We start from the raw sequence: 20,631 nt of genomic DNA, 5'->3' as shown, positions 1-20,631 counted from the left end.
CGTGCCTTGACTCATTCACACTCCAGGAAAAACCAGGAGCTCGCTTTGATCAATAAAACGTTTGAGTCCGTCGCTGCCGCGGTGGAAGGGATTGCCGACGGTTCGGTCATCATGGTGGGTGGCTTCGGCACCGCCGGCATGCCTTCGGAGCTGGTCGATGGCGTGATCGCCACCGGTGCCCGCGACCTGACCATCATCAGCAACAACGCCGGCAACGGCGAGGTTGGCCTGGCCGCGCTGCTGAAAGCCGGCTGCGTGCGCAAGGTGATCTGTTCGTTCCCGCGCCAGTCCGACTCTTATGTGTTCGACGAGCTGTACCGCGCCGGCAAGGTCGAGCTGGAAGTGGTACCCCAGGGTAACCTGGCCGAGCGCATCCGCGCCGCAGGCTCGGGCATTGGTGCGTTCTTCTCGCCAACCGGCTACGGCACCCTGTTGGCCGAAGGCAAGGAAACCCGCGTCATCGACGGCCGCAACTACGTGCTGGAAATGCCGCTGCACGCCGACATCGCGCTGATCAAAGCCTACAAGGGCGACCGCTGGGGCAACCTGGTGTACCGCAAGGCCGCGCGCAACTTCGGCCCGATCATGGCCATGGCCGCCAAGACCGCCATCGCGCAGGTCAATGAAATCGTCGAACTGGGTGAACTGGACCCTGAGCACATCATCACGCCGGGCATCTTCGTCCAGCGCGTGGTCGCCGTGCCGACCTACCCTGTTTCTTCGACCGCCAAAGCCGTTTGAGGCCCGCCATGACCCTGAAAAAACTCTCGCGTAACGAAATGGCCCAACGCGTGGCCGAAGACATCAAAGAAGGCGCCTACGTCAACCTGGGCATCGGCGTGCCGACCCTGGTGGCCAACTACCTGGGCGACAAGGAAGTGTTCCTGCACAGCGAGAACGGCGTGCTGGGCATGGGCCCAAGCCCGGCCGAAGGCGAAGAGGACGACGACCTGATCAACGCCGGCAAGCAGCACGTGACCCTGCTGACTGGCGGCGCCTTCTTCCACCACGCCGACTCGTTCTCGATGATGCGCGGCGGCCACATCGACATCGCCGTGCTGGGCGCCTTCCAAGTGTCGGTCAAGGGCGACCTGGCCAACTGGCACACTGGCGCCGAGGGTTCGATCCCGGCCGTGGGCGGCGCCATGGACCTGGCCACCGGCGCACGCGAAGTGTTCGTGATGATGGACCACCTGACCAAGACCGGCGAAAGCAAGCTGGTGCCCGAGTGCACCTACCCGCTGACCGGCATTGGTTGCGTGAGCCGCATCTACACCGACCTGGCCATTCTGGACGTCACCAGCGACGGCCTGAAAGTGCGCGAGATCGTCGCGGACATCAGCTTTGAAGAGCTGGAGAAGCTGAGCGGCGTGCCGCTGATCAAGTAAGCGAAAACCCTCGTAGCCGCTGCCGCCAGGCTGCGGCTACGAGCGTTTGGAGCGCCTGCTCTGCTGATTCAAGGCCACCGCCGCGCGAATCAACGCCCTGAACGCCTCCTCATTCACAGCCTCCCCCTCGCGCAGGTCAATCGCCCGCCGCACATTGCCGTCCAGGCTGGCATTGAACAACCCCGCCGGATCCTCCAGCGCCGCGCCCTTGGCGAACGTCAGCTTCACCGCCTGCTTGTACGTCTCCCCGGTGCACAGAATGCCGTCGTGCTCCCACACCGGCACGCCTCGCCATTTCCAGGTTTCTTCCACCTGCGGATCCGCCGCCTTGATCAACGCCCGCACTTGGGCCAGGGTTGCGCCGCGCCAGTCGGCGAGGTCGTGGATACGGGCGTCGATGAGGCTTGAGGGGCTGGGGGTGTCGGCAGCGTCGGTCATGCGGGGGCTCCGATACGAACATGCCTATGAGCATAGTTTGTAGACGCGGCCAAGCTGGATTGGCCACGTTGAGGCAATGCAGGAAAATTCGGGGGCAGGAGCTGGCTTGCCAGCTAGCTTATGGGCCCCGAAAAGCTCGCTGGCAAGCCAGCTCCCACAAGGGTATCGAATTTTCGGAACGCCAGCATCGACTCGCTGACTCTTTGTGATTCCTGCGCCCCCAGTATTATTTCTTCACACCGCGCGCAGCGCTCAGCATGGACAGCGACGATATAGGTCGTCTTGCCCTTATAGGTATAGGGTAGGTCGAAGATGCCGGAGACCAGCTCTGTATGGCTACAGATAGGGCACTTCATGGTCAACGCTCCTTGAACGAGGCGCCCGACAGTAACCTGATAGTCCGCTTGGGCAATAGTCCGGTATTGTCAGTTTTCGTTGCAACAGACAATACGACTACGGGTCGGCGCCTGCATTCACCCCGTAGGGTCCGAGCCTCCCAACCCCATCAAATACGCACAAAACATATCCCCCATCGCCTTTGCATACGCCTCGATTTGCGCCGGGGTACGCGGGGTTTCGGAAAATCGTTTGCCCACCCCGCTCAAGGTCGCGAGCAGCAGCTCCCCGGCCAGCCCACGCGTAGCGTCGTCAGCCTGCGGCAGCACCTCCAGCAGGAAGCGCTGGAACGCGCCCTCGCCCGCCGCCCTCGCCGCCTGGGCTTCGGGCGCGTCGCGGTACAGCGGGGCGGCGTCGTCCAGGGCCACGCGCATGGCGGCTTCTTCGCATTCGGACTGGATGAACGCGTGCACCAACTGCCGCAGGCGCTGCAAGGGCGGTGTGGCGGCGTCGGCGAGTATGGCGCTGAGCAGGTCGCTGGTCTGGCGCCATTCCTCGCTTTGCAGGCGGAACAAAATCGCGGCCTTGTTGGGGAAGTACTGGTACAGCGAGCCGATGCTCACGCCGGCCTTCTCCGCCACCCGCGCGGTGGTGAAACGCTGGGCACCTTCCTGGGCCAAAACCTGAGTGGCGGCCTGGAGAATGACCGCCACCAGCTCGGTGGAACGGGCCTGGCGCGGCTGTTTGCGCTGTGAAATCGGGGGTGCGGGGCGTTCGCTCATGGGGGCTCGGGAATGCGAATAGAAAATGTGATGGATTGATCGCATTCTAGACCCACACCCACACCGCTGCACACTCACCCTGGAGAATGCGATGAATACTCTGACTTGCGCGCCCCTCGCCGCCCTGCTGGAGCGCCTGTTCGACGAAGCCGAAGCCTACCACCCGGACATGTCGCAGCTGCCAGCCGAGCAGCTGGCGCAGCTGATGCAAAGCAAGACCGGTTACCGCGAGCTGTACAGCCGCCTCAAGGATTTCGCCCTGCCCGTGTCCCGCGCCACCGGCAAGCTGCTGTACCTGCTGGCGCGCAGCAGCCAGGCGACGACCATCGTCGAGTTCGGCACCTCGTTCGGGCTGTCTACCCTGCACCTGGCCGCAGCCCTGCGGGACAACGGCGGCGGCCGGCTGATCACCAGCGAGTTCGAAGCGTCCAAGGTCGCCATCGCCCGGCAGAATCTGAGCGCCGGCGGGCTGCTGGACCTGGTGGAAATCCGCGACGGCGATGCCCTGCAGACCTTGAGCCGCGACCTGCCTGCGCAGATCGACCTGGTGCTGCTGGACGGCGCCAAGGCGCTGTACCCGGAGATCCTGGCACTGCTGGAAAGCCGCTTGAAGCCCGGCGCGCTGATCGTCGCCGACAACGCCGACCACAGCCCCGAGTACCTGGCAAAGGTGCGCTCCACGGCCAGCGGCTACCTGTCGCTGCCGTTCGCCGAGGACGTGGAGCTGTCGATGCGCGCCCTATAGCAGCGGCGGGGCGGCCATCCGCCGCAGGCCGCGTCCGAACACACCGCGCATCCCCAGGCACACCGCGCCGTTGCCGGACGCAGCCTTCGGCAGCTGCTACGCGGGTTTGTTGTAGCCGCTGCGCAGGGGCTGGCGCACCGTGCGTGCAAGACGCCGCCTGCGGCAGCTGCTACATCCTGTGGGAGCTGGCTTGCCAGCGAGCTGTTGGGGCCATAAAAGCTCGCTGGCAAGCCAGCTCCCACAAGACAGTTGCTGCTACGCGAATGCGTAACCGCTTGGATCGCGTGGCCTGCCTCGCGGCCAAGGCCGGCTCCTACCACGAACGCTGTAGGAGCCGACTTTAGTCGCGATGCAGACGGCGCCATTTCAAGACAGTTACTGCCCCACCTCCAGCAGCTTGCCATCGCCATTGAACTTGCCTGCCTGGTAATCACGGATGGCCTGCTCGATCTCGCCACGGGTGTTCATCACGAACGGCCCGTGGGCCACCACCGGTTCGTCGATCGGGTCGGCGTGGCCGAACACCAGCACGGCGTCGCTGCTGGCGTCGATGGCCAGGGTGTCGCCGTCGGCGTTCAGGCTGATCAGGTGCCACGGCTTCACCGGCGTGCCGCCAATGCTCACCTGGCCGCTGACCACGTACAGGAACACGCTGCGCGTGGCCGGGGCCGGCAGTTGCACCTGGGCGCCCGCCTGCAGGCGCAGGGTGCTCATGAACACGCCGGTCAGCGACGGGATCGGCCCCTGGGTGCCCTGGAACTGGCCGGCAATCAGGTTGAGCACGCCCTTGCCGTCGGCCACCAGCAGCGCCGGAATGCCATCGGCCTGCACGCCGGTGTAGCGCGGCGCGGTCATTTTCAACTTCGACGGCAGGTTCACCCACAGCTGCAGGATCTCCAGCGGGCCGCCGCTCTGCTTGAAGCTGGGTGGCGACACTTCGGCGTGGATCAGGCCGCTGCCAGCGGTCATCCACTGCACGCCGCCAGCCTCGATCACGCTCTCGTGGCCGCCGGTGTCGTAGTGCGCCAGGTTGCCGGTGAGGATAAAGGTCACGGTCTCGAAACCGCGGTGCGGATGCGGGCCGAACGGCAGGCCGTTGTTGTTCGGCGCGTACACCTGCGGGCCGTGGTGGTTGAGGAACAGGAACGGGTCGACCTGTTCCAGGCCCGGGCCGGGCAATGGCCGGCGGGTAATCAGGTCGGCGATGTCATCCCGGTAGGCCGGGTGGCTCGCAGCGACGGTGCGGCTGGTCATGGGTGCGCCTCGCGGTAAAAATCAAATGGTACGCCAGTGGCCACGCATAAAAAAACCCGCTGCCACCCTGGGGGCGACAGCGGGCTTTCACGCGAGGGTCTTACTTGCTGTCAGGCAGCGCGTAAGCGATCACGTAGTCGCCACGGTCGGTCGACTGGCGAGCGCCGCCGGCGGTGATGACGATGTACTGCTTGCCGGTTTTCGGCGAAACGTAGGTCATCGGGCCGCCCTGGCTGCCGACTGGCAGGCGGGCTTTCCAGGCTTCTTCACCGTTGGCGGTGTTGAACGCACGCAGGTAGAAGTCCTGGGTACCGGCGATGAACACCAGGCCACCTTGGGTGGACAGGGTGCCGCCCAGGGTTGGCATGCCGATTGGCAGTTGCAGGTGCATGCGGATGCCCATCGGGCCAGTGTCCTGCACGGTGCCGACCGGCACTTGCCATGCAATCTTCTGGGTCTTCATGTCAACGGCGGTCAGGGTACCGAACGGCGGTGCCTGGCAAGGAATGCCGGCTACCGACAGGAAGCGGTTCTTGTTCACGGCGTATGGGGTGCCTTTGAGCGGTACAGCGCCCATGCCGGTGTTCAGTGCTTCACCACCCGAGGAGGCCTTGGCGTCTTTCTGTTGTGGCACCATCTGGCTCCACAGGCCCAGACGCATGTCGTTCAGGAAGATGAAACCGTGTACCGGGTCAGTGGAGATGCTGCCCCAGTTCATGCCACCCAGCGAACCTGGGAAGCTCAGCGACACGTCGCTGCCCGGTGCGGTGTACAGGCCGTCGTAGCGCATTTTCTTGAAGGCGATACGGCACAGCATCTGGTCGAACGGCGTGGCACCCCACATGTCCGATTCGGTCAGGGTCTGCGCGCCGATCTGCGGCATGCCAACCGATTTCGGCTGGGTCAGCGAGTACGGCTCGTTCGGGATGTTGGAAGCCTTGACCGGTACTTCTTTGACTTCGGTCAGCGGCTTGCCGGTGTGGCGGTCCAGCACGTAGATCTGGCCAGCCTTGGTACCAATCACCACGGCAGGGACCTTGGTGCCGTCAGGCTTGGCAAAGTCGATCAGGCTAGGCTGCATCGGCAGGTCGAAGTCCCACAGGTCGTTGTGGACGGTCTGGTAGACCCACTTCTCTTCGCCGGTGGTGGCGTTCAAGGCCAGTACCGAGGCACCGTACTTGTGGTCCAGCTTGCTGCGCTCTACACCGTAGATGTCGGTGGACGAGCTGCCCATCGGCAGGAACACGGTGTTCATGGCCGGGTCGTAGGACATCGGCGCCCAGCTGTTCGGGGTGCTGCGCACGTAGGTCTTGCCAGCTTCCGGGGCCTTCTTGTCTTCCGGGTTGCCCGGGTCGAACGCCCAGCGCATCTGGCCGGTGACCACGTCGAAACCACGGATCACGCCGCCAGGCATGTCGGTCTGGACGTTGTCGGCTACACGGCCGCCCACTACTACGGTGGTACCGGCCATCAGCGGTGCCGAGGACAGTTGGTAGTAGGAGTCAGGCACGTCGCCCAGGCCGGCTTTCAGGTCGACTTGACCGTTGTTGCCGAAGTCCTTGCAGTACTCGCCGGTGTCGGCGTCAACTGCGATCAGGCGGGCGTCGATGGTGTTGGTCAGCAGGCGACGCTGGCACATGGCACCTGGGGCAACCGAAACGGCGGCGGCTGGCGTGCTGCCATCGGTAGGCGCGGCGACAGCGGCGGTGGCGTCGAAGTACGCCAGGCCACGGCAGCGCTGCCAGACCTTGCTCTGGGCGTGGTTGTCACGCTTCCACAGCTCTTTGCCGGTGTCGGCGTCCAGGGCGATGATGTTGTTGTGCGGGGTGCAGATGAACACCTTGTCGCCAACCTGCAGCGGGGTGTCCTGGTCTTCGGCACCGTTGCCGTCGCTGACGGCCACGTCACCGGTGTGGTAGGTCCACACGGGTACCAGCTTGGAAACGTTGCTGCGGTTGATCTGGTCCAGCGCGGCGAAGCGGCCACCACCTTCATCGTTACCGTAGTGTTTCCAGTCTTTCTGGGCGTGAGCCGGGTCAACCTTGGTCAGGCCTGGGCCGTCGCCGGTCGGGGACACCGAGTCATGCGGGATGAACATGCCATAGGCACCGGCCACCACGCCGACAGCCAGCAGGCCACCCAGCGCGTAGCCACCCTTGCCACCGGCCAGGCCATTGGCCTTGCGCAGGGTCGGGTAGACCAGTGCTACCACCAGGCTGAGGACAGCCAGGGCGAACAGGCGCGACACCTGAGGCCAGAACACAAAGCCGGCATCGGCGATGGCCCAGATGACGCTGGCCACCATTACAACGGCGAACAGCCAGGCACCGGCCAGGCGCTGCTTGAACAGCAGGACAGAGGAAACCAGCATGCCGACGCCGGCCAGTACGAAGTACCAGCTACCGCCAACGGACGCGAGGTAACCACCCAGCCCGATGTAGAGAAGTGCAAAAACCAGCACGCCCAGACCGGCGACCCATGCGGGCCAGCGGCTGACGTTTGCCGAAGTTCGAGTGTTAGTCATGTACATGATCCTACTGACGCATGAACGTTGCGGGGAAGTTTTAAGAGTAGTGGAGGCCTCGGCTTTTGGAAGCCAAAGCCTTGACAATGTTCACCGTGGGGCTTGCAAGGTCTGCGCACCGCCCTGGGCGATGCGACTCGCCAGCTTGGGTCGGTGACCACTTAAACGCAATTAACTAATCAGTTAGTTACTGAATGTAAGCATACCAAAAAATCACGTCCCTGCGACAAGTTGTCATTTGATCGGGGGAGAAACACTGTTGTTTGGATGGTAACAATGGGGCGCCACGCCCCGTAGCAGCGGCCCCAGGCCGCGTCCGCGAACGCCACGGTTTTCCAGGTGCACCGCGTAATGGCGGGACGCGGCCTGGGGCCGCTGCTACGGGTTGTCATAGGCTTTCGCGGACGTCGACTTGCAGGGGCACGATGACTGTCTGGCCGGCTACCGGCTGCGCCAGCGCCGCCACGGCGCGTTCGGCCAGCGCTGCCACCGGCTGCGACAGCACCGCGTGCAGCAGGCCCTCGGCTGCCGCCTCGCGGGTCAAGGCCGTGACCTCGTGGCACACCACGATGGGCAAGCGCGCGCCCCGCGCCTTGAGCTCTCGCAACGCCCGCACCACCCCGGCAATGCCGCCGCCGGCCACGTACAGCCCGGCCAGGTCCGGCGTGCCCATCAACAGGTCCAGGGTGTTGCCGTAGGCGAAGCCGTCGTCTTCCAGGGTCAGCCGCGCGGCCAGCAGCTCCCACTCCGGGGAGTGCTCGGCCAGGTAGCTGCGAAAACTCAGTTCGCACAGCTCCTGGCACTGGAAGCTCTGGCTGCTCAGCACCACCGCCACCGGCCCCGGCTGCCTGGCCAGCTGCGAGACGAACCAGCCAGCGGTGCGGCCCATGCGCCGGTTATCGACGCCGACGTAACCGGCGCCCGCCGCCGCCGACAGCGCCGACACCAGCGCCACCACCGCCACGCCGCTGTCGCCCAGGCGCGCCACGGCCGCGCGGATCAGCGGGTGATCCACGGCCACCACGCCCAGGCCGTCCACCTGCCCGCGCAGGGCCAGGATGCGCTCGGCGACCTTGGCCGGGTCCAGTTCATCAAGGTAAGCAATCACCACGCGAACGCGGGCATGGGCGTAGTTGACGGCGGCTGCCGACAGCGCCTGGGCCAGCCCCTGGTAGAACGCGACGCCGCTCTTGTGCAGCAGAAAACCCAGGCGCACCGTGGGCCGGTTGGTCAGCAGGCGCTGCTCGATCACCGCCTTGGCATGGAAGCCAACCTTGTTCGCCGCCTCGGCAATGCGCTGGGCGGTGTCGGCGCGCACATCAGCGCGCAGGTTCAGCACCCGGTCGACGGTGGACAGGCTGACCCCGGCTTCACGGGCGACATCGGCCATGGTCGGGCGGCGGGTGTACTGGGTTGGCTCTGACATGTCTTGACACCTCCTGCCCGCATCATGAGAGGTTCTGACACATTAAGCCAGCGGCTCATGGCGCCCCGCGCCTGGCCCGCCTAGCATCAGCCCGGAGAATAAAAACAATGGAGCGCCGCCATGAAAATCGCCCTGGACCCGTATATGCACCGCCACCTGAGCCTGCCAGCGCTGTGCCGCAAGAGCGCCGAGCTGGGCTTCGAGTACCTGGAGCTGTCGCCCCGCGATGACTTCCTGCCCTGGTGGGTGCACCCGCGCGCGCACAAGGAGCGCATCGCCGAGTTCAAGCAGGCCCTGCGCGACCACAACGTGCAACTGGCCTCCCTGCTGCCCATGTACCGCTGGGCCAGCCCCCACGAAGACGAGCGCCGCACGGCGGTTGAACACTGGAAGCGCGCCATCGAGGTGGCGGTGGAGATGGGCTGCCAGACCATGAACTCCGAGTTCGGCCGCGGCCCCTCGCCCGACCGCGGCCACAGCGTCAGCTGCTGCGGTGGCGTGCACAGCCACGAGTCCAGCGAGGCGGCGTGGTGGCGGTCGATGGAGGAACTGGTGCCGATCCTGGAGCGCGAGGGCATCACCCTCAACGTCGAGCCGCACCCCGAGGACTGGTGCGAGACCCTCAACCCGGCGCTGGACATCATCAAGACCGTGGGCTCGGCCAACGTCAGGTTCCTGTACTGCGCGCCGCACACCTTTCACTTCGGCGACGACATGGCCGGCATGATTGGCCAGGCCGGCACGCTGATCAACCACGTGCACATCGCCGACACCTACAACCACAAGGCGTCGTCAGGGCTGCGCTACATCATCAACCCGCCGGGGGCAAAGGTGACGGTGCACCAGCACATGGACATGCACCAGGGCGAGATCGACTGGGACGTGTTCTTCGGCGAGCTGGCGCGCACCGGGTTCGACGGCATCGTCACCGCCTGCGTGTTTGGCTGGGAGGAGCGCGCGGACGACTCCGGGCGCTTCATGCGCCAGGAGATCCAGCGGTACGTGGATAAGTACTTCCGTTAAGTCATGAGCAGTGTGGGAGCTGGCTTGCCAGCGAGCTTTTCAGGCCTTGACAGCTCGCTGGCAAGCCAGCTCCCACAACAACGCGTGCATCAACTCAACTGGTGCGCGAACCGCCCTACTGCGTCCACCACCTTGCGCGCGCCTTCCTGGATTTCGACGATCACCTCGCCGGCCTGGCTGGCCAGTTGCACGCCCTGCTCGGCCTGCTGCTTGCTGTGGGCCATCTCGCGCACGGTGCCTTCCACCAGGGTCTGGTTCTGCTGCACCACGGCGGCGATTTCCTCGGTGGCGGTACTGGTGCGCCCGGCCAACTGCCGCACTTCATCGGCCACCACCGCGAAGCCCCGGCCCTGCTCCCCGGCCCGCGCTGCCTCGATGGCAGCGTTGAGGGCCAGCAGGTTGGTCTGCTGGGCGATGCTGCTGATGGTCTGGATGATCGAGCTGATCAACAGCGACTGCTTGCCCAGGGCCTCGACACCGGTGGACGCCGACTGCATGTCATCGGCCAGTTTGCGCATGGTCTGCACGGTGTCGTTGACCACCACGGCGCCGCGCTGGGCGGTGACGTCGGTCTGCTGGGAGATGCCGTAGGCGGTGTGGGCGGCGGCGTTCACTTCCTCCTCGCGCGCCACCTGATCGCTGACCACGGTAGCGAATTTCACCACCTTGCACAGCTTGCCCTCGGGGTCGTACACCGGGTTATAGGTGGCTTCCAGCCACACCGGGTGGCCGTGGGCGTCGACTCGCTTGAAGCGCCCGGCGACGAACTCGCCACGGTTGAGGGTGGCCCAGAACTCGGCGTACCGGGGCGAGTTGGTCTCCTCGCTGGTGCAGAACTGTCGGTGGTGCTGGCCCTTGACCTGGGCCAGGGTGTAGCCCATGGCGCGCAGGAACTGGTCGTTGGCCGACAGCACGTTGCCCTTGAGGTCGAACTCGATCACCGCCGTGGAACGCAGCAACGCGTCGATAAAGGACGTGCTTTCGGCGGCCTTCTCGATGTTGGCGGTGATGTTGTTGGCGAAGCAGCGGATGTGGGTCAGGGTGCCGCTGGCGTCCTTGATCGGCTGCCAGTGCGCGCGTATCCACACCAGCACGCCGTCGGCGCGCAGGAAGCGGTAGTCATCGGTGATGGAGCGGGCCGAGCCAATGGCGGCCATCAGGCTGTGGTAGCACGGCAGCTTGGACACGTAGCTGGGTACGATCTCGGCCATGGGCCGCCCCACCAGTTGCGCCACCGAATAGCCCAGCGCCTTGGCGAACCCCTCGTTGCAGTCGTCGATGCGCATCTGCGGGTCGAGGCTCAGCGTCAGCATTTCCCGTTGCAAGCCGTCGACGAGCTGGCGCAGCTCATCGAGTTCGGCCGATTGTTCAGCGAGCTGCTTTTTTATTTGGGTGTTGAACATGAGCCGATGACCTCCTTGTGGTAAGGAGAGTATCGGCGAGGTTTTTCGGGGGATAAGCACCGTTCGGCGGCTTTTATCCCCCGCCCGCCGGGCTATGCGGCGAGTTCGGCGCTTTCCAGCAGCGCCAGCACGTCGGTGAGGGTGGCTTCCAGGCACTGGCCGGCCTTGTAGGCCGCCAGCACCGCTTCGCCGCCGTCGATCACCGCCTGAGGCCGCTCGACGAATAGACCGATCTGTTCAAAATCAGCGCTCAGCACCACCACCAGTGGAATGGAGACCTTCTCCAGGCCCAGGCGCTCGCGCAAGGCCTGCTCGGCGCGGGCCTTGGTGATGATGCCCAGGCGCACGCGCGGCTGCACGCGGCACAGGTAGTCCAGCGCCGCCAGGTTCAGCTGGCAGTCCGGGCACCACATCTCGCCGGCGGCCAGCAGGTGATAGGTGCCTTTCAAGGAAGCCAGGCGCTGCAGGGTCGCCTCGCTGATGCCGGCGGTGTCCAGCGCCTGGCGGGCCTGGGCCACGGTGGCACGTTCGGCGGGCAGGCCGGCGGCGGCGAAGGCGTCGAAGCCCTGGCCGATGGGGAAGAGTTCTGAGTACGGGGTCATGGGACCGGTTTTCCTGATGCTGCAAAGTGCCCCAGTGTACGGCAGCGACGCCGTTTTGGCCTATCATCTGCCCTCGTTCATTGTGGAACCTGTCATGTTCGACTGGGAAGACCTGCGTTATTTCACCCTCTTCGCCAAGCTTGGCTCGCTGTCCGCCGCCGCGCGCCAGCTGCGCGTCGACCACGCCACCGTGGCCCGGCGCATCGCCGCGCTGGAGGCCGCGCTCAAGCTGAAACTGGTCGACCGCCGCCAGCGCGCCTACGTGCTGACCGAGGACGGCCAGCGCGTGAGCCAGTTCGGCGAGCAGATGACCCTGTCCTCGTTCGCCCTGGAACGTTTCGCCGGCGGCGAACAGGCCCAGGTGCAGGGCGAAGTGGTGGTGTCGTCGCCACCGGCCTTCGTCGGCAGCCTGATCGCCCCGCGCGTGGGCGAACTCACCCGCCGCCACCCGCTGCTGCAACTGCGCCTGATCGGCGCCAAGGCCCGCGCCTCGCTGACCCGCCGCGAGGCCGACATCACCATCAGCCTGATGCGCCCCAGCGAGCCCACCCTGGTGGCCCGGCGCCTGGGCCAGATGGAGTTTCGCCTGTACGCCAGCCCCGACTACCTGGCGCGCACCCGCGACTACAGTTTTATTGGCTACGACGACAGCATGGACGGCTCGGCGCAGCAGAACTGGCTGCTGGAACAGGCCAACGGCCGGCCCATCACCCTGACCAGCAACGACCTGCGCCTGCAGGCCATCGCCGCGGCCGGCGGCGCCGGTGTGGTGTCGTTGCCGGCGTTCATGGCGGCGGAGCACCGCCTGGTGCTGGTGGACCCCGACGGACCGTGCCTGGTGCGGGAGATCTGGCTGGCGGTGCATGAAGACGTGCGCAACGCGGCGCCGATACGGGCGGTGATGGATTTCATCGTGGAGTGCGTGGGGGCCTGAACCTATACGCGCACCACCGTAGCCGCTGCCGAAGGCTGCGCTGGCCCTGGAGGCCACCGGAGATCTCCAGTGTGAATGAGGGCCAGCGCAGCCTATCGGCAGCGGCTACGGGGCTGGTCTTTCGCAGGCTGTGCATTTTTGCATACCCCAGATGCGCCCTTGGGGAGTTCTACCCGTGCGACCACGCGACTAGCATCGCCCCCCTCGATTCACAGCACGGTACTCCCCCCATGTCCGCATGCCCCTCGGCCCTCACCGCCGCCCCGGCCACCACCAACGCCCCGCTGCTGCGCGCCGCCTGGGTGGTGACGGCGGTGTTCATCCTGTCCAACGCCGCCACCCCGCTGTACGGCCACTGGCAGCAACAGCTGGGCTTCGGCGCCGGCACCCTGGCAACGATCTTCACCTGCTACATCCTCGGCCTGCTGGCCACCCTGCTCGTGGCCGGGCAGCTGTCCGATCACTTTGGCCGCAAGGCCCTGCTGCTGCCGGGCCTGGGCCTGGCGATGGGCGCAGCCGTGCTGTTCCAGCTCGCCGAGAGCGTCGCGGTGCTGATGCTGGCGCGGCTGCTGACCGGCGTGGCGGTGGGCATCATCGTCTCCGCCGGCATGGCCAATGTGGTCGACCAGGCCGCCGACAGCCACAAGCGCCAGGCCTCGCTGCTGGCCTCGGTGGCCATGGTCCTGGGCGCCGGCACCGGGCCGCTGCTGGCGGGCGTGCTGGCGCAGTACAGCGCGCACCCGGTGGCCATCGTCTTCAACCTGGAACTGGCCTTGCTGGCCCTGGCGCTGTGGGTGGTGCTGGCGCAGCCACGCCAGCCCCGTGCCACTTCCGCCTTGAAACTGCGGCTGCCCCGGGTGCCACGGGACAGCGTCGGCCATGTGCTGCGCGGCATTGCGTTCTTCGGCCCGGGCATCACCTGCACCTCTTTCGTGCTCAGCCTGGGCCCGGGGCTGTTCTCGGCGTTCGCCCACGTCAGCAGCCCGCTGATCGCCGGCGGCACCGCATTCGCCATGTTCATGGTCGGCGTGGGCGTGCAGTTCGCGGTGCAGCGGCTGGCGGTGAAGCGCATTTTCCTGCTCAGCGGGCTGGCCACCGTGCTGTCCATGGCCACCCTGTGGCTGGCGGTGCACCAGGTCTCCATTCCCTGCCTGATCGTCGCCGCCCTGCTGGCCGGCGCCGGCCAGGGCCTGGGCCAGCTGGGCGGCCTGAGCCTGATCGCCCTGCACGTGCCGGCCAACCGCCGCGCCGAGGCCAACGGCGTGTTCAACATGGGCGGCTACGTGCCCGCCGGGGCCTTGCCGGTGGTGGCCGGGCACCTGATCGACCTGCACGGCATGGCCGTGGGCGTCAGTGTGCTGGCCGGGTTGATTGCGGCGCTGGCGCTGGCCGCCCTGCTGAGCCTGGGACGGACTGATCGGCCAAGATGAAACATGGCGCGGTGCTATCGCTGCCGCCAGGGCGCTCGGGTATTCTGCGGAACCGCGGCCCCAGCGGCAGGCTCGATCAGGATGGGTGTTGAATGGATGCACCGCGCAAAGCGAACCCCGCCACCCCGGCGCAACTGGCCGCCGGGCGTGTCATTGCATGCTCGATCGCGGCCAGCGTGGCGGTCTCCGCTGCCTTGGCGGCTTTCAGCCTGTTGGCCCCCTACTCCCTTTCGCCCACCGGCAGCGCACCACCCACCACCCTGGGCGCTGCCGAGCGGCAAGCCCGTGAATCCGCATTCAACGCCAGCCTGCCACTGCCGTTGCAACAGGTAGACAAGGCCGATATACCCAAGGCGGCCGCCACCCTGCACCTGCCCAAGGGCACGCACTTGTCGGTGTGGACCAGCGCCACGCCTGCCCCGCCCGCCGACACTCACGCCGCGCCGCGCCTGGCCTGGGTCAGCCTGTGGGACTCGGACCGCGACAACGGCGACGTGGTACGGCTGTTCAGCGCCGGCTATGGGCGCACCCTGTCACTGACGCGCCAGCCGCAGACCTTCGCCATTCCCGTGGCCAGCGACGGCCAGGTTGTCGTGTACGGCGTGCGCGAAGGCCCCGGCGGCGGCATCACCCTGGGGTTCGGCTCGGGGCCCCACCACGTGCTGCTGCCCGTGATGGCGGTCAATCAACGGCTGTCCTTTACCGTCAAGGTGCAATGATGCGCGCATTCCGTGAGTGGGCTCTCTCCCTGGCCCCTGTCGCCGCGTTGGCGACGGCACTGATGTTTGCCCTGCCGCTGTGGCTGAAGCTGCCTGGCGTCGATCCCACGCTGCAACGCCTCGGCGTGGCCATGGCCGGCGTGGTGCACCGCGGCGCCTGGTTGCTGCTGGGGCTGGTACGGGCGGGCTGGTTGCTGACCTTCGTTGGCATCTTCCATGAGCGCCAGCGCCGCCGGCAGGCGTGGCCCGCCGATGGCCACTGGCTGGTCAGCCTGTTGAATCGTTTTACCGGCACCCCGACGGCGCCCCCGGTGGCCTCGCTGTGGGCCCGCGCGCCATGGTGGCGGGCCAGCGTGCTGGGCACGCTGGCGCTGACCGCGCTGTTCATCACCTTCGGGCCACTGTACCGGCCGCAAGCGGTAATGAACCTGCCACCCATGGCGGAGGTAGTGACCTATACCCCGCCGGGTGGCAGCACCGCCGCCCCCGGCAACATGGCTATTTTCACCACGGCCGAGCCGCCGGTCGTCGCCATGCCCTCGACGCGGCCGTTCACCAACAGCTTCGCCATGGACGGCTTCGAGCTGCCCCTGCCACCCGGCCAGTGGCTCACGCTGGCTGGCGGCGACGCCCGTGAGGGCAACGCCGTGGGCAAGCACTACCTGCTGGGGCAAATCGAACACGGGAGGCTGATGGCCGCCGTGCAGGTGACCAGCCTGCGCAACCGCACGCAACTACTGAGCTTTCACGGCAAGGGCTGCGACGCCTTGCACGGCCCCTCCGTCTATTCCCAGGAACTGGAGCCAGCCTCCTCGGCAGACCACCAGAGCTGCTGGCGCCTGAGCCACGTGTTCACCCCACCGCTGCAGCACTGGCACGACGCTGCCGTGCCCATGAGCATGCTGATGCGCACCGGCGCCGCCACCCTTGCTGCCAGCCACGTGGGCTACGCGCAGGACTACGTGCAAGTGGAGTTCATCAGGGCCGAGCCCTGGGGGCTGCTGGAGGCCAGCTACTGGTTCAACCCGGAGCGCGAGGGCATTGCGTCCGACCCGGCCGAACTGCCAGGCAATTCGAACTGGCGCGCGGGCAACGTCTCGCGTTATCCCGAGAAACTGGCCTTTATCGACGGGCTGAAACAGTGGGGCGGGATCTTCCGCGAGCGCTTCGACCGGGCCTTCGACGCAGGCAAATGACAGGTGCGGGGCCAGCGGCTACCGGGGGCGTGACTACGTGATGGTGGCGTTGCGAATACCCTCCAGCAGCATCGCGAACGCCGGGTTGTCGTTATCCTCGCGCCAGATCAGGTGCAGCTCGCTCTGTACCCCCTCCCCCAGGTCGATGTCGCGGAACACCACGTTCTTGAACACCACGCTGGTGGCGCAGCGCGGCACCAGCGCCAGGCCCAGGCCAGCGTTCACCAGCGCCAGGATGGTCAGCGACGAGCCCAGCCACTGCACGTAGTCGGGCGCCACCCGCGCCGAACGCAACATGCCGGTAAGCAGTTCGTTGAACGGCGGGTAGGCGGCATGGGAGTACATCAGGAACGGCTGGCCATCCAGGTCGCTGACCTTGACCTCTTCGCTCGACGCCAGCGCATGGCCGCGCGGCACCGCCAGCACGAAGGGTTCGCGCACCAGGCATTCGGTGGCGTAGCCCGGTTCCAGCAACGGCGCGCGGGCGATGCCCAGGTCGATGCGCCGGGCGCGCAACGCCTCGTGCTGGGTGTAGGTGTTCATCTCTGCCAGGTCGATTTTGACGTGGGGCTGCTTCAGCCGCGCCTCGGCGATCACCTTGGGCAAAAACTCGTACACGGCGCTGCCGACGAAGCTGATGGCCACCGCGCCAATGTCGCCCTCGGCAAACCGCCGCGCCGCCACCGCCGCCTGCTGGGCGCGCTCCAGCAGGTTCTGCGCCTCGACGAAGAACGCCCGCCCCGCCGCCGTCAGCGCCACGCTGCGGGTGCTGCGGGTGAACAGCTCGACGCCCAGGTGGTGCTCCAGCAGCTGGATCTGCCGGCTCAACGGCGGCTGGGTCATGTTCAGGCGCTCGGCGGCGCGGCGGAAATTCAGCTCGGTGGCCACGGTGGTGAAGCAGCGCAGCTGGGTCAGTTCGAACATTGATTCAATCCAGGTATCAATCAACAGCCAGGTTAGATTAGACGGGAACAATGTACCCGTCCATCATCGGCCTGTCCCCACAAAAACAATACCGGGAGTCGCCCTTGAAAACCCTCAACCCCAGCGTGCTGGAACAGGCCGCGGCCAAGGTCAAGCGCCATGTGCTGCCGCTGTTCGTGGTGATGTTCATCGTCAACTACATCGACCGCGTCAACATCGGCTTCGTGCGCAGCCACATGGAAGCCGACCTGGGCATCGGCGCGGCCGCCTATGGCCTGGGCGCCGGGTTGTTCTTCATCGGCTACGCCCTGTTCGAGGTGCCGTCGAACATCCTGCTGCAGCGCTTCGGCGCCCGCGCCTGGCTCACCCGCATCATGTTCACCTGGGGCGCCGCCGCCATGGCCATGGCCTTCGTGCGCGGCGAAACCAGCTTCTACGTGTTGCGCTTCGTGCTGGGCGCCGCCGAAGCCGGGTTCTTCCCGGGCATCATCTACTACTTCACCCAATGGTTGCCGGCCGCCGAACGCGGCAAGGCCATGGCGGTGTTCCTCAGCGGTTCGGCCATCGCCTCGGTGATCTCCGGGCCGGTGTCCGGCGCGCTGCTGAGCATCAACGCCCTGAGCCTGCACGCCTGGCAGTGGATGTTCCTGATCGAGGGCGGCGCCTCGCTGGTGCTGTGCGGGTTCGTGTGGTGTTGGCTGCAGTCGCACCCACGGGAGGCGCGCTGGCTCAACGAGGCTGAAAAGCAGGCGCTGGAAAGCTGCCTGGCCGAGGAACAGCGCGCCCGCGAGGCCCAGCACGTGGTCAAGCCGTCGATGTTCAAGCTGCTGGCCGACCGGCAGATCGCGCTGTTCTGCTTCATCTACTTCTCCATCGCCCTGACCATCTACGGTGCCACCTTCTGGCTGCCGAGCATGATCAAGCAAATGGGCAACCTGGCGGACTTCGAGGTGGGCCTGTTCAACTCGGTGCCCTGGCTGATCTCCATCGTCGCCATGTACGGCTTCGCCGCCGTGGCCGCGAAGTGGAAGCACCAGCAGGCCTGGGTGGCCGTGACGTTAGTGGTAGCGGCGCTGGGCATGTTTATGTCAACGGTCGGCGGGCCGGTGTTCGCCTTCGTGTCCATCTGCTTCGCCGCCATCGGCTTCAAGGCTGCCTCGGCGCTGTTCTGGCCCATTCCCCAGGGCTACCTGGACGCGCGCATCGCCGCCGCGGTGATTGCCCTGATCAATTCCATCGGCAACCTGGGCGGCTTCGTCGCGCCGGCCACCTTCGGCTTCCTTGAACAGACCACCGGCAGCATCGAGGGCGGCCTGTATGGCCTGGCCGCCACCTCGCTGGTGGCTGCGGTGGTGATCTTCTTCGCCCGCAGCACCCCGGCCCCGCGCGCGCCCAAGCCGCGCAAGGCCACCGTTGTCATCGCCTAATTCGTCGAGCCTGCCTTCAGGAGCATTACTTTTGAAAATCAAGCGCGTCACCGTCACCCCCATTGCTTTCCGCGACCCGCCGTTGCTCAACGCCAGCGGCATCCACGAACCCTTCGCCTTGCGCTCGATCATCGAGATCGAGAGCGACAACGGCTACATCGGCCTGGGGGAAAGCTACGGCGACGCCCCGGCGCTGGCCATCCAGCAGCAGCTGCAGAGCCAGCTGATCGGCCTGGACCCGTTCAACCTCAACCGCCTGCGGCAGATCGTCGAGGCCACGGTGGCGGCCAACCGCACCAGCGCCCTGGCCGGCGCCGAACTGGCGCCCGGCTCCCATGCCAGCAAGGCAGTGAGCAACGCCTACTCCGCGTTCGAGGTGGCCTGCCTCGACCTGCAGGCGCACGCCCTCAACGTGCCGTTGGTGGACCTGCTGGGCGGCGCCCTGCGCGACAAGGTGCCGTTCAGCGCCTACCTGTTCTTCAAATACGCCCAGCACATTGACTCACCCTACAAGCCCGACAACTGGGGCGAGGCGCTGAACGAGGAACAGATCGTCGCCCAGGCCGCGCGCATGATCGAGGCCTATGGCTTCAAGAGCATCAAGCTCAAGGCCGGCACCCTGCCGCCCGAGCACGAGGTGGCCTGCATCAAGGCACTGAAAAAGGCCTTCCCCGGCTACCCGCTGCGCATCGACCCCAACGGCAACTGGTCGCTGGAGACCGCCGTCCGCATGGCCGAACTGCTGGGCGACGACCTGCAGTACTACGAAGACCCCTGCCCCGGCCTGGACGGCATGAGCGCGCTGCACAAGCGCACCGGCCTGCCGCTGGCGACCAACATGGTGGTCACCGACTTCGACGAGTTCCGCCGCAGCGTGGCGCTGAACAGCGTGCAGATCGTGCTCGCCGACCACCACTATTGGGGCGGCCTGCGTGACACCCAGACGCTGGCGAAGATGTGCCAGGTGTTCGGCCTGGGCGTGTCCATGCACTCCAACTCGCACCTGGGCATCAGCCTGATGGCCATGGCCCACGTGGCCGCGGCCGTGCCCAACCTGGACTACGCCTGCGACACCCACTACCCCTGGCAAGAGCCGGACGAGGAAGTGATCAAGGGCGGCAAGCTGCCCATCGTCGACGGCTGCGTGAGCATTACCCGCGCCCCCGGCCTGGGCCTGGAGCTGGACCACGACCAGCTGGGCAAGCTGCACGACCAGTACCTGAGCTGCGGCATCCGCCAGCGCGACGACGTGCGCCAGATGCAACGCTACAAACCGGATTGGAAGACGGTGAAGCCGCGTTTCTAAAGGCCCAGGTGCACCTTGACGAACGCCTGCGCCTCGCGCGCCAGGGCGTCAAGGTGCCGGTCGCGCTGCTTCTCGGCGTTGACCATGGCCGGCTCGCCATGTTGCTTCAACAGGTAGGCATGAATCTGCCGCACCTCCACCGAGCGGTAGATGGGCGCGGTGTCCAGCACCGGCGTCAGCCCTTGGGAGGCGTGGTCGCGGGTGTTCATCAACACCTGCGAGCCGCGCGTGCCGATCACCTGGAACCCCAGCGCCTGCCCGCACGCCACCTGGCTCACCACGCAGCCCAGCTCCGCATGGGGGTAGCGCGCCAGCACCTTCTGCACCATGGCCCTGGCAATGCCCTGGCGCCGATGCCCGTCCTTCACCGCCAGGAACAACAGCGAACACGCCTCGGCGTCGCCGCTCAGCGGCAGGTACAGGGCAAAGCCCAGCAGCTGCGACGGGTCCTCGTCATCCAGCGCCGCCACCACCTCCACCGCAAAACCGCGCGAACCGTCCATGGCCTGCAGGTACTGATACACCTCATAACCCACGCCGTACTGGTACAGCGGGTACAGCGCATTACCGGCCGGCAGCGCCACCTGGCTGATGGCGGTGAGGTTGTCGATCACCAGCTGCTGGATCTGCGCCTGGAACGACTCGGGGGGTGGGGTTTGGAACAGGGTGATACTGGGCATTGAAGGCAGCTGCTCTGATTGAACGTTCAGCATTGTACCGTAGCAGCTGCCGCCAGGCTGCGTCCCAACCCCCACGATTTGCGGCGCCTGGGAC

Annotated in this window: 19 protein-coding genes and 2 pseudogenes; 10 read left to right on the top strand and 11 right to left on the bottom strand. The window is 66.3% G+C overall.

Features of this window, described 5'->3' with window-relative positions; translation table 11 throughout:
- Window positions 1–45 precede the first annotated feature (45 nt).
- Window positions 46–741 carry a 3-oxoacid CoA-transferase subunit A gene (locus AC0J42_RS12565; protein WP_416423872.1) on the top strand — a complete coding sequence of 232 codons (696 nt, stop codon included), beginning with the start codon at window positions 46–48 and terminating at the stop codon, window positions 739–741.
- An 8-nt stretch (window positions 742–749) separates the two neighbouring features.
- A complete protein-coding gene (locus AC0J42_RS12560; RefSeq protein ID WP_416423871.1) occupies window positions 750–1,388 on the top strand; it encodes a 3-oxoacid CoA-transferase subunit B in 639 nt (212 codons plus the stop codon).
- A 36-nt stretch (window positions 1,389–1,424) separates the two neighbouring features.
- Here AC0J42_RS12560 and AC0J42_RS12555 read toward each other — a convergent pair whose 3' ends face one another.
- The 3 genes from AC0J42_RS12555 to AC0J42_RS12545 form a co-directional block, all read right to left on the bottom strand.
- A complete protein-coding gene (locus AC0J42_RS12555; protein WP_473006375.1) occupies window positions 1,425–1,826 on the bottom strand; it encodes a DUF1801 domain-containing protein in 402 nt (133 codons plus the stop codon).
- A gap of 113 nt (window positions 1,827–1,939) precedes the next feature.
- Window positions 1,940–2,182, bottom strand: a complete 243-nt coding sequence (locus AC0J42_RS12550) for a type II toxin-antitoxin system MqsA family antitoxin (RefSeq protein ID WP_416423869.1) — start codon at window positions 2,180–2,182, stop codon at window positions 1,940–1,942.
- A 117-nt stretch (window positions 2,183–2,299) separates the two neighbouring features.
- Window positions 2,300–2,944, bottom strand: coding sequence for a TetR/AcrR family transcriptional regulator (locus AC0J42_RS12545; RefSeq protein WP_473006374.1), 645 nt, complete (start codon window positions 2,942–2,944; stop codon window positions 2,300–2,302).
- Between the two features lie 91 nt (window positions 2,945–3,035).
- On the opposite strand from AC0J42_RS12545, the gene AC0J42_RS12540 reads away from it, so the two are divergent.
- Window positions 3,036–3,689 carry an O-methyltransferase gene (locus AC0J42_RS12540; protein ID WP_473006373.1) on the top strand — a complete coding sequence of 218 codons (654 nt, stop codon included), beginning with the start codon at window positions 3,036–3,038 and terminating at the stop codon, window positions 3,687–3,689.
- Window positions 3,690–4,064: 375 nt separating this feature from the next.
- Here the strand turns inward: AC0J42_RS12540 and AC0J42_RS12535 are convergent, their stop codons facing one another.
- The 3 genes from AC0J42_RS12535 to AC0J42_RS12525 form a co-directional block, all read right to left on the bottom strand.
- Complete coding sequence (locus tag AC0J42_RS12535) at window positions 4,065–4,943, bottom strand: pirin family protein (protein WP_473006372.1); 879 nt, start codon at window positions 4,941–4,943, stop codon at window positions 4,065–4,067.
- A gap of 100 nt (window positions 4,944–5,043) precedes the next feature.
- A complete protein-coding gene (locus tag AC0J42_RS12530) occupies window positions 5,044–7,467 on the bottom strand; it encodes a glucose/quinate/shikimate family membrane-bound PQQ-dependent dehydrogenase (protein WP_473006371.1) in 2,424 nt (807 codons plus the stop codon).
- A gap of 388 nt (window positions 7,468–7,855) precedes the next feature.
- Window positions 7,856–8,893 carry a LacI family DNA-binding transcriptional regulator gene (locus tag AC0J42_RS12525; RefSeq protein ID WP_473006370.1) on the bottom strand — a complete coding sequence of 346 codons (1,038 nt, stop codon included), beginning with the start codon at window positions 8,891–8,893 and terminating at the stop codon, window positions 7,856–7,858.
- A 120-nt stretch (window positions 8,894–9,013) separates the two neighbouring features.
- Here AC0J42_RS12525 and AC0J42_RS12520 point away from each other — a divergent pair, with 120 nt between their 5' ends.
- Complete coding sequence (locus AC0J42_RS12520) at window positions 9,014–9,916, top strand: sugar phosphate isomerase/epimerase family protein (RefSeq protein WP_473006369.1); 903 nt, start codon at window positions 9,014–9,016, stop codon at window positions 9,914–9,916.
- 89 nt (window positions 9,917–10,005) lie between these two features.
- Here the strand turns inward: AC0J42_RS12520 and AC0J42_RS12515 are convergent.
- From AC0J42_RS12515 to AC0J42_RS12505, 3 genes and pseudogenes are all read right to left on the bottom strand, one after another.
- Window positions 10,006–10,437, bottom strand: a pseudogene (locus AC0J42_RS12515) (methyl-accepting chemotaxis protein); the annotation flags it as partial.
- Between the two features lie 153 nt (window positions 10,438–10,590).
- Window positions 10,591–11,202, bottom strand: a pseudogene (locus AC0J42_RS12510) (PAS domain-containing protein); the annotation flags it as partial.
- Window positions 11,203–11,411: 209 nt separating this feature from the next.
- Entirely contained in the window at window positions 11,412–11,921 is a 510-nt protein-coding gene (locus AC0J42_RS12505) for a thioredoxin family protein (protein ID WP_473006368.1), read from the bottom strand.
- A gap of 94 nt (window positions 11,922–12,015) precedes the next feature.
- On the opposite strand from AC0J42_RS12505, the gene AC0J42_RS12500 reads away from it, so the two are divergent.
- From AC0J42_RS12500 to AC0J42_RS12485, 4 genes are all read left to right on the top strand, one after another.
- Entirely contained in the window at window positions 12,016–12,855 is an 840-nt protein-coding gene (locus tag AC0J42_RS12500; protein ID WP_473006367.1) for a LysR family transcriptional regulator, read from the top strand.
- Between the two features lie 230 nt (window positions 12,856–13,085).
- Entirely contained in the window at window positions 13,086–14,285 is a 1,200-nt protein-coding gene (locus tag AC0J42_RS12495) for an MFS transporter (protein ID WP_473006366.1), read from the top strand.
- Between the two features lie 92 nt (window positions 14,286–14,377).
- On the top strand, window positions 14,378–15,004 hold the full coding sequence (locus AC0J42_RS12490; RefSeq protein ID WP_473006365.1) for a hypothetical protein: 627 nt from the start codon (window positions 14,378–14,380) through the stop codon (window positions 15,002–15,004).
- Window positions 15,004–16,200, top strand: a complete 1,197-nt coding sequence (locus AC0J42_RS12485; RefSeq protein ID WP_473006364.1) for a hypothetical protein — start codon at window positions 15,004–15,006, stop codon at window positions 16,198–16,200. The genes AC0J42_RS12490 and AC0J42_RS12485 overlap by 1 nt, the downstream gene beginning before the upstream one ends.
- Window positions 16,201–16,233: 33 nt before the next feature.
- On the opposite strand, the gene AC0J42_RS12480 is transcribed toward AC0J42_RS12485, so the two are convergent.
- On the bottom strand, window positions 16,234–17,124 hold the full coding sequence (locus AC0J42_RS12480; RefSeq protein ID WP_416423857.1) for a LysR family transcriptional regulator: 891 nt from the start codon (window positions 17,122–17,124) through the stop codon (window positions 16,234–16,236).
- A gap of 104 nt (window positions 17,125–17,228) precedes the next feature.
- Between AC0J42_RS12480 and AC0J42_RS12475 the strand changes: the two genes are divergently transcribed.
- Together AC0J42_RS12475 and AC0J42_RS12470 are read left to right on the top strand one after the other, a co-directional pair.
- A complete protein-coding gene (locus tag AC0J42_RS12475; protein WP_473006363.1) occupies window positions 17,229–18,551 on the top strand; it encodes an MFS transporter in 1,323 nt (440 codons plus the stop codon).
- Window positions 18,552–18,582: 31 nt separating this feature from the next.
- Complete coding sequence (locus tag AC0J42_RS12470; RefSeq protein ID WP_473006361.1) at window positions 18,583–19,857, top strand: glucarate dehydratase family protein; 1,275 nt, start codon at window positions 18,583–18,585, stop codon at window positions 19,855–19,857.
- Here the strand turns inward: AC0J42_RS12470 and AC0J42_RS12465 are convergent.
- Window positions 19,854–20,537: a GNAT family N-acetyltransferase gene (locus tag AC0J42_RS12465; protein WP_416423854.1), complete on the bottom strand. Its 684-nt coding sequence runs from the start codon at window positions 20,535–20,537 to the stop codon at window positions 19,854–19,856. The genes AC0J42_RS12470 and AC0J42_RS12465 overlap by 4 nt on opposite strands.
- Window positions 20,538–20,631 lie beyond the last annotated feature (94 nt).

It is taken from the genome of Pseudomonas sp. Tav-5-1A (genome assembly GCF_055755055.1).
Note: the sequence above shows the minus strand (reverse complement) of the source record. Positions and strands in the feature narration are given on the sequence as shown.